The organism is Streptomyces sp. NPDC002265 (assembly GCF_040296125.1).
GTDB lineage: Bacteria > Actinomycetota > Actinomycetes > Streptomycetales > Streptomycetaceae > Streptomyces.
Map to the genome: position 1 here is coordinate 1 of NZ_JBEOWS010000414.1, position 7,868 is coordinate 7,868.

Below are 7,868 nucleotides of genomic sequence, written 5' to 3' on the forward strand. Positions count from 1 at the left end.
CCCCCGGCGGGGAGGGCGGGCGCGCTGCGTGTCCGGCGCCGTCGGTCCGCACCCGCGCCCGCGCCCGACGGGACGGAGCGCGAGGTGCCGCGCCTCGGGGCGAGGCTGGCCGGAATCGCCCCCTTGTGCGGCGGCTCACAGCGTTCCCATAATCCAGCAACAGATTTTGACGAGCTCATGCCAGCACATGGGCATTCCTTTACGGCTCCCCTCGGCACATTGGCTTGGCATGTGCATGTCATCCACCCCCCACGGAAGGCATCACGGTGAAGAAGCTCCTCACGGCGCTCCGCAGATGGGCGGTCGCCGGCGCGGCCGCCCTCGCGGTCGTCAGCCTTCAGCCCGTCTCCGCCGCGCAGGCCGCCCCGACGCCCGTCGTCGGCGGGACCCGGGCCGCGCAGGGCGAATTCCCGTTCATGGTCCGGCTCTCCATGGGCTGCGGCGGCGCGCTCTACACCCCGCAGATCGTGCTCACCGCCGCGCACTGCGTGAGCCGCACCGGAGCCAACACCGGCATCACCGCCACCGCCGGCGTCGTGGACCTCCAGTCGGCCACCGGCCGGGTCCAGGTCAAGTCCACCTACGTCTACCGGGCTCCCGGCTACAACGGCAACGGCAAGGACTGGGCGCTCATCAAGCTCGCCTCGCCCGTCAACCTGCCCACGCTGCCCATCGCCACCACCACGGCCTACAACAGCGGCACCTTCACCATCGCGGGCTGGGGCTCGGCCACCGAGGGCGGCTCCCAGCAGCGCTATCTGCTGAAGGCGACCGTGCCGTTCGTCAGCGACGCCACCTGCCGCTCCTACAGCGGCTACAGCGGTCTGGTCGCGAGCGACGAGATCTGCGCCGGGTACACGGCGGGCGGCGTCGACACCTGCCAGGGCGACTCCGGCGGACCCATGTTCCGCAAGGACAACGCCGGCGCGTGGATCCAGGTCGGCATCGTCAGCTGGGGCATCGGCTGCGCCCGCGCCAACGCCCCGGGCGTCTACTCCGAGGTCTCGACCTTCGCCTCGGCCATCGCCGCGGCCGCCGCCACGCTCTGACCGGCGCCCCTGGTCCCCCTCGGGACCGCCACGGGGCACGGGCTCGCCGCCTCCCGGCGCCGGGCCCGTGCCCCGTCGTACGTCGTGCCGCGCCAGTACGTCAGAAGCCGCCGCCGAAGTCCCCTCCGCCGCCCCCGCCGCCGAAGTCCCCTCCCCCGCCGTCCCCGAACCCGCCGCCGAAGTCGCCCGGGTCGAAGTCCGCGCCCGAGACGTCGCCGCCCTGGTAGCCGCCGGCGCCGAAGTCGCCGTAGCCGGTGCCGTAGTCGGAGGCGTAGGACGGGGAGGCCATCACACCGCCGAGCGCGGTGCCCAGCAGCAGGCCGGGCAGGATGCCGCCGCCGAAGTAGCCGCCGGCCCAGGGGCCGTAGGCGGGACCCGCGTCCCAGTAGGGGCGGCGGCCGTACTCGGTGTCGACCTGCCGGATCACCGGGTCGCGGCCGTCGGCCAGCCGGGTCCGGTCGGCCGCGCACACGGGTACCTCGCGCGTGGCGCCGCCTGCCGGGGTCCAGGCGGCGTCGGCGACCGAGGGGCCGTGGCGGGGGTCGAAGAAGCACGGCGGACGGCGTTCGGGCAGCGGGCCGCCCGCCCGGCGGGCGGCGAGCTGGGCCAGGCTGAAGCGGCCGTCCTCGACGGCCTGGGTGACCGCGCGCACGTCCTCCGGCCCGGCCGCCTGCGCCATCAGCGTCTTCGCCTGGTCGTAGGCGTCCAGCGCGCGCTCGAAGTCCGCTCGCATGGCGTCGTCGGCGCCCGCCTCCGCCGGGTGGAAGTCCAGCCGGTCCAGCTCCTCGCCGAAGGCGGTGATGTCCTCGTCCACCACGACGCGCAGCTGGTCGAGGGCGGCCCGCCGCTCCGCCTCGCGCCGGCGGCGGTTGCGGCGGGCCAGCCCGAAGGCGGCCGCCCCGCCCGCCACCAGGCCGACGCCCACGGTGATCAGCGCGGCGGTCGGCACCCCGCCGGCCCCGCCGGAGGTACCCCAGGCCGAGGGCGCCGAGCCGCCCATGTTGGCCACCGCGCGGCTGGTGAAGTCGCCCAGCTGCGTCTTCGCGTCGCTCTCGCCCTGGACGCTGGTGACCAGGTTCCGCACCGCGGTGCGGGACAGCACGGAGGCGTCGGCGCGGGCGTCGAAGCGGTCGCCGAGGCGGATCGCGTACAGACCGGTGATGCCGGTGGCGGTGCGCAGGTCGGCGAAGAGGTCCGCGGTCGGGTACCCGGCCGGGAGGACCGCGATGAACAGGGGTTTGTCGGCCTTCCTGATCTGTTCGCGCAGGGCGTTCGCCTCGGCGGGCGACAGCTGGCCGGCGGCCGCCGGATCGACGTAGACCGGACTCTCGCGCAGAGCGTCCGCGACGGCGCTGACACTGGTGACGGCCGGGGCGGCGGGGACGGCCGGGGCCGCGGCGCCGCCCGCGGCGGCCGAAACGTCGGGGGCGGCCCCAGCGGGTGCCGGGCCCGCCCACACCCCGGCGAGGGCGGCGAGCAGGAGGGCCGGCACCAGTCGGGGGAGGCTTCGGGTCCGCACCACGTCCGTCATGGTTCGAAGTTACCCGAAGCCTCCCAAAAGAGGGCATTCACTCGTACGGGAGACGCGGTGCCCGGGTCAGGCCGCCCGGTACGCCTCCGTCAGCTTCTGCACGGCGGCGCCGTAGCGTCCGGTCAGCAGCAGGTGGTCGGCGTCGGCGAAGGGCTTCGCCAGCGCCGCGGTGATGTGCTGCCCCGCCTTCTGCTGGACGAGCAGCCGGGCCTTGGTGACGAGCGCGCGCCCCGCCGTCCCGCGGTGCGCCCGTTCGGCGGCGGCGGCCGCGGCCCCGAGCGCCTTCAGTGCCGGCAGGCCGCCCGCGGGCGTCCTGCCGAGCGTCGTCAGGCCCCAGCCGTACGGGAACTGCGGGTCGTACGCCGTGTCGCCGACGTTGACCGGCAGCTGGGCCTCGGACCTGGGCCAGGTGACGGGGAGCTGCCCGGTGAACGGGCGCTTCCCGTACAGCACGTCCGCCACGCCCGCGCCCTCGGTGCCCGGCAGCCAGGAGGCCACCAGGGCGTCGATGGCGCCGAGCCGGTCGCCGACGAGCTGCGGGCGCCCCGAGACGATCAGCACCGCGCACTTCATGGCCGCGCACACCTTGTCCACGGCCGCCTTGTCGGCCGCGGTCAGCTCCAGGTCGTTGCCGTTGCCGACGTCGCCGACGCCCTCGGCGTACGGGGTCTCGCCGACCACGACCACGCCCACGTCGTAACCGGTGGTCGGGGCCGAGGCGTCCTTGGAGTAGGTGACGTCGCCGCCCGCGTCCCGCATGCCCTGGAGGATCGTCGCGCCCTTGGTGATCGGCCCGGACGAGCCCTGCCAGGTGAGGGTCCAGCCGCCGGTCTGGTTGCCGAGGTCGTCGGCGTTCGAACCGGCCACGTACACCTTCTGGGACTTCTTCAGCGGCAGTACGCCGTCCGCGTTCTTCAGCAGGACCTGGGACTCGGCCGCGGCCTGCCGCGCCACGGCCCGGTGCGCGGCCGAGCCGATCCGCGAGGCGCCGCCGGTGTCCGCGTAGGGCTTCTCGAACAGGCCCAGTTCGAACTTCTGGGTGAGGATGCGGGAGACGGCGTCGTCGATCCGCCGCTCACTCACCCGGCCCGCGGTCACCTCGGCGACGAGCGTCGTACGGAAGTCCTTGTAGGAGTACGGCACCATCATCATGTCGACGCCCGCGTCGACCGAGGTGCGCACGTGCGAGGCGTAGTCGCCGGGGAGCTGGTCGATGGCGTTCCAGTCGCTGATCACGAAGCCGTCGAAGCCCATCCGGCCCTTGAGCACACCGTTGATCATGTCGGCGCGGGCGTGCATCTTCACCGGGCCCAGGCCGTCGCCGACGATGTCGAGCGAGGAGTAGGACGGCATGACCGTGCCGACACCCCGGTCGACCGCGGTCTCGAACGGGGCCAGGTGGACGGCCTCCAGCTCCTGCCGGGTGACCTTGGTGACGCCCTGGTCGAGGGTGTACGAGCCCGTGGTGGACGTGCCGTAGCCGGTGCCGCCGTCGCCGACGTAGTGCTTGGCGGTGGCGAGGACCTTGTCGCCGCGCTTGAGGTCCTTGCCGCTGCGGGCGCCCTGGAGGCCCTGGACGATCGTCTCCATGGACTCGACGAGCGCCGGGTCCTCGCCGAAGGACTCGTAGGAGCGGCCCCAGCGTTCGTCGCGCGACACGCACAGGCAGGGCGCGAAGTCCCAGGGGATGCCGGTGGCGCGCACCTCGGCCGCGGTCACCGCGCCCGTCCGCTCGGCGAGGGCGGGGTCGCGGGTGGCGCCGATGCCGATGTTGTGGGGCATGACCGTGGCGCCGGCGAGGTTGTTGTGGCCGTGCACCGCGTCCACGCCGTAGATCAGCGGGATCTGGAACCTGGTCGCCTGCGCCCGGAGCTGGAAGCCGTCGATCATCTTCGCCCAGGCCGCGGGGGTGTTGGGGGTCGGCGTGGAACCGCCGCCGGAGAGCAGCGAGCCGAGGTCGTAGGCGGCGACGTCACCGCCGTTGCCCACCGCGCCCCGCTCGGCCTGGGTCATCTGGCCGGCCTTCTCCGCCAGGGACATCCGGGACAGCAGGTCGGCGACCCGCTTCTTCACCGGCAGTTTCGGGTCCAGGTACCGCAGTCCGTGGGCGTCGACGACGACCTGCGGGGTCTCGGCGGGGGCCTTGGCGCCGGTCACCGTGAGCTTGAGCGGGATCGTCTCGGCCGCTTCGGCGGACTTGTCGCGCAGGGTCGGGACCTTGATGACGCGGCTGGTGCCGGACAGGGTGCCCGCCGGGAAGGTGATCTCGCCGTGGACCGGGGTGTAGTCCCGGCCGGGGGTGGCGGTGCCGCCCGCGCTCTCGTAGGCGACGGTCACGGGCTCGTCGATCGGGGCGGCGCCGGTGGTGGCGACGGAGACCTTCACGGCGGCCGTGCCGCCCTCCCGGACCGGGTAGACGGCGGCGTCGGTGGTGACGGAGGCCCGCAGGGACTGGTCGGCCCTGCCGTACAGCTCGACGTCGTCCATGGCGAACTGGCCCTGGAGGCCGACCGGGAGGGTGAGGGCGTAGCCCCACATCTGGGTCAGGCCGAGGACGTGGTCGATCCCGCCGACGGGCTGGTAGTCCGTGCGGTAGACGAAGTCGGCGAAGGGGATCTCGATCTGTTTCCAGCCGGTGAAGTCGTCGGTGAAGGAGGTCGTCCACAGCTCGGAGGCCTCGCCGTTCGCACCGCCGTCCTTGATCTCGAAGGAGATCTTCCTGGTGGTGTTGCGGCCGTCCCACCAGAAGCGGATGCCCCGGTGGGCGGACCAGTCGTGGGCGGGTTCGGTCGCGGCGAAGTCGTGGGTGAAGCCGCCGTAGCCGCTGATGTCGTAGGTGCCGGTGAGGACCTTGGCGCCCTCGGGGGCGTCGGCGCGGTCGGTGAGCTGGAGGGCGGGCGGGTCGTCGGCGTCGCCGCCCCAGGTGAAGATGCCCTCGGCGGGCTGGCCGGCGAAGGGGACCTCGCCCTCGAAGCGGTCGACGGGTACCGGCGGCGGGTCGGCGGCGCCGGACGCGGTGCCGACGGCGGTCAGCGGGAGCAGGGCGGTGAGCAGGGCGGCGGAGGCGATCAGGGCGGTTCTTCGCATGGACCTTCCCTTTGGCTCTCGTAAGTCCACTGACGACTGGCCGGGGCGTGGCCAGCGCAACACGTGACCCAGCCCAACTCACGACTTAGATCACGGCGTGAGTTAACTGGTGGTCCCGGGCGCCGTCAAGACTTCACACCAGAACCGGTACGCACTCAACTCCCGGCCGGATCTGGCATGTTGATCCTTCAGAATGTGAACGCCCGACCTCTTGACGCCCATCCGAAGCCGTCATTTACTCACGGCTCGCACGCCTCCCCACCCCCACCTCCAGAAGGGCGGCGCTCCATGAAGAGATCGACCCGGGCCATCCGGCTGCTGATCGCCGGGCTGCTCACCACGGCCGGCTTCACCGCGGCCGTACCGGCGCACGCGGCCGGTGAGCAGGTCACGGTCTGGCTCACCACCACCGACGACAGCGGCGGCCGGCATGTGGTCCGTGGCCTCCAGGCGCAGGCCCCGTTCGCCTTCCAGGCCGGGGCGGGCGGCAGCGGTGAGAACATCACCGTCGACGAGAACACCCGCTACCAGACCTTCACCGGCGGCGGCGCGTCCTTCACGGACACCGCGGCCTGGCTGATGAACAGCAGCGGGGCGCTGTCGCAGGCGACCCGGGACGCGACCATGCGCAAGCTGTTCTCGCCGACGGACGGGATCGGACTGTCGTTCCTGCGCAACCCCATGGGCGCCTCGGACCTGGCCCGGTACGGGTACACGTACGACGACATACCCGCCGGACAGACCGACCCGAACCTCAACAGCTTCTCCGTCTCCCACGACCTCGCGGACGTCGTCCCGCTCACCAAGCAGGCGCTCCAGCTGAACCCCTCTCTGACAGTCATGGCCTCGCCATGGACGGCGCCGGCCTGGATGAAGGACAGCGGCTCGCTCAACGGGGGCTGGCTGAAGTCGGAGGACTACGGGGCCTACGCCTCGTACTTCGTGAAGTACCTCCAGGCCTACCAGGCGCAGGGCGTGAAGGTCTCCTACGTCACCCCGCAGAACGAGCCGACCTGCTGCTCCGGCTACCCGTCGATGAGCTGGAACGCCTCGGGCCTGCAGTACTTCCTCAAGAGCGAACTGCTGCCGAAGCTCCAGGCCGCCGGGCTCTCCACCAAGGTCCTGGCCCACGACTGGAACTGGGACGTCTACGACTCCTACGCGGCCGCGAGCGTGGACGACGCGGCGATCCGCAACCACCCGAACTTCGGCGGCATCGCCTGGCACGGCTACGGCGGTGACATCAACAAGCAGACCACCGTGCACAACCAGTACCCGAACCTCGACGCCTTCGGCACCGAGCACTCCGGCGGCACCTGGATCGCGAACCAGCAGCGCGAGGACATGCTCAACATCGTCGACTACACCCGCAACTGGGCGAAGTCGGTGACCAAGTGGTCGCTCGCCGTGGACCAGAACATGGGCCCGCACAACGGCGGTTGCGGCACCTGCACCGGGCTGGTCACCGTGCACAACGGGGACGGGGCGAGCGGCACGGTCGACTACACGATCGAGTACTACACGATGGGGCACCTGACGAAGTTCGTCCGGCCGGGCGCGCAGCGGATCGCCTCCACGGCGTCGTCGGCCGTCCCGAACGTCGCCTGGCGCAATCCGGACGGGTCGAAGGCGCTGATCGCCTACAACGACGGTTCGGCGGCGAAGACGGTCACCGTCAACTGGGGCGGCCAGCACGCGACGTACGCACTGCCCGGCAAGACGTCGGCGACCTTCACCTGGTCCGGCACGCAGTCGGGCGGGGGCGGCCAGTCAGGGGCGTTCGTCGGGCTGGCGGGCAAGTGCCTCGACGTGGCGGGCGCGTCGAGCGCCAACGGCACCGCGGTGCAGCTCTACGACTGCAACGGGACCACCGCGCAGTCCTGGACCGTGCCGGGCGACGGATCCGTGCGCGCGCTCGGGAAGTGCCTCGACGTCACGTCGGGGTCGACCGCCGACGGCGCCAAGGTCCAGCTCTACGACTGCAACGGCTCCGGCGCCCAGCAGTGGTCGTACAACGCCTCGACCGGTGACGTGGTGAACACGGCGGCGAACAAGTGCCTGGACGTCACGGACAACTCGTCGGCGAACGGGGCACGGGCCCAGATCTGGTCCAGCTCCCGCAGCTCCATCGGGCTGAACTTCGCCTGGGCCGGGCCGCGGCGGCCGAAGACGTGGATCTCCAGCGCCTTGTTCGCCTTCAG

The 7,868-nt window shown here is 72.3% G+C and carries 3 protein-coding genes and 1 pseudogene; 2 read left to right on the forward strand and 2 right to left on the reverse strand.

Annotated elements, in window-relative coordinates; all coding sequences use genetic code 11:
- Nucleotides 1-266: 266 nt before the first annotated feature.
- Entirely contained in the window at nt 267-1,049 is a 783-nt protein-coding gene (locus ABT085_RS40980) for a serine protease (protein WP_351620531.1), read from the forward strand.
- Nucleotides 1,050-1,149: 100 nt separating this feature from the next.
- On the opposite strand, the gene ABT085_RS40985 is transcribed toward ABT085_RS40980, so the two are convergent.
- Both ABT085_RS40985 and ABT085_RS40990 read right to left on the reverse strand, forming a co-directional pair.
- Entirely contained in the window at nt 1,150-2,580 is a 1,431-nt protein-coding gene (locus ABT085_RS40985) for a hypothetical protein (protein WP_351620533.1), read from the reverse strand.
- A gap of 66 nt (nt 2,581-2,646) precedes the next feature.
- Nucleotides 2,647-5,667, reverse strand: a complete 3,021-nt coding sequence (locus tag ABT085_RS40990; protein ID WP_351620536.1) for a glycoside hydrolase family 3 protein — start codon at nt 5,665-5,667, stop codon at nt 2,647-2,649.
- A gap of 288 nt (nt 5,668-5,955) precedes the next feature.
- On the opposite strand from ABT085_RS40990, the pseudogene ABT085_RS40995 reads away from it, so the two are divergent.
- Nucleotides 5,956-7,779 (forward strand): annotated as a pseudogene (locus ABT085_RS40995) (ricin-type beta-trefoil lectin domain protein); the annotation flags it as partial.
- Between the last annotated feature and the right edge of the window lie 89 nt (nt 7,780-7,868).

What these genes read in the sequence shown, in the direction of transcription:
- ABT085_RS40990 (WP_351620536.1), bottom strand. Translation starts at nt 5,667, where the DNA reads ATGCGAAGAACCGCCCTGATCGCCTCCGCCGCCCTGCTCACCGCCCTG.
- ABT085_RS40985 (WP_351620533.1), bottom strand. Translation starts at nt 2,580, where the DNA reads ATGACGGACGTGGTGCGGACCCGAAGCCTCCCCCGACTGGTGCCGGCC.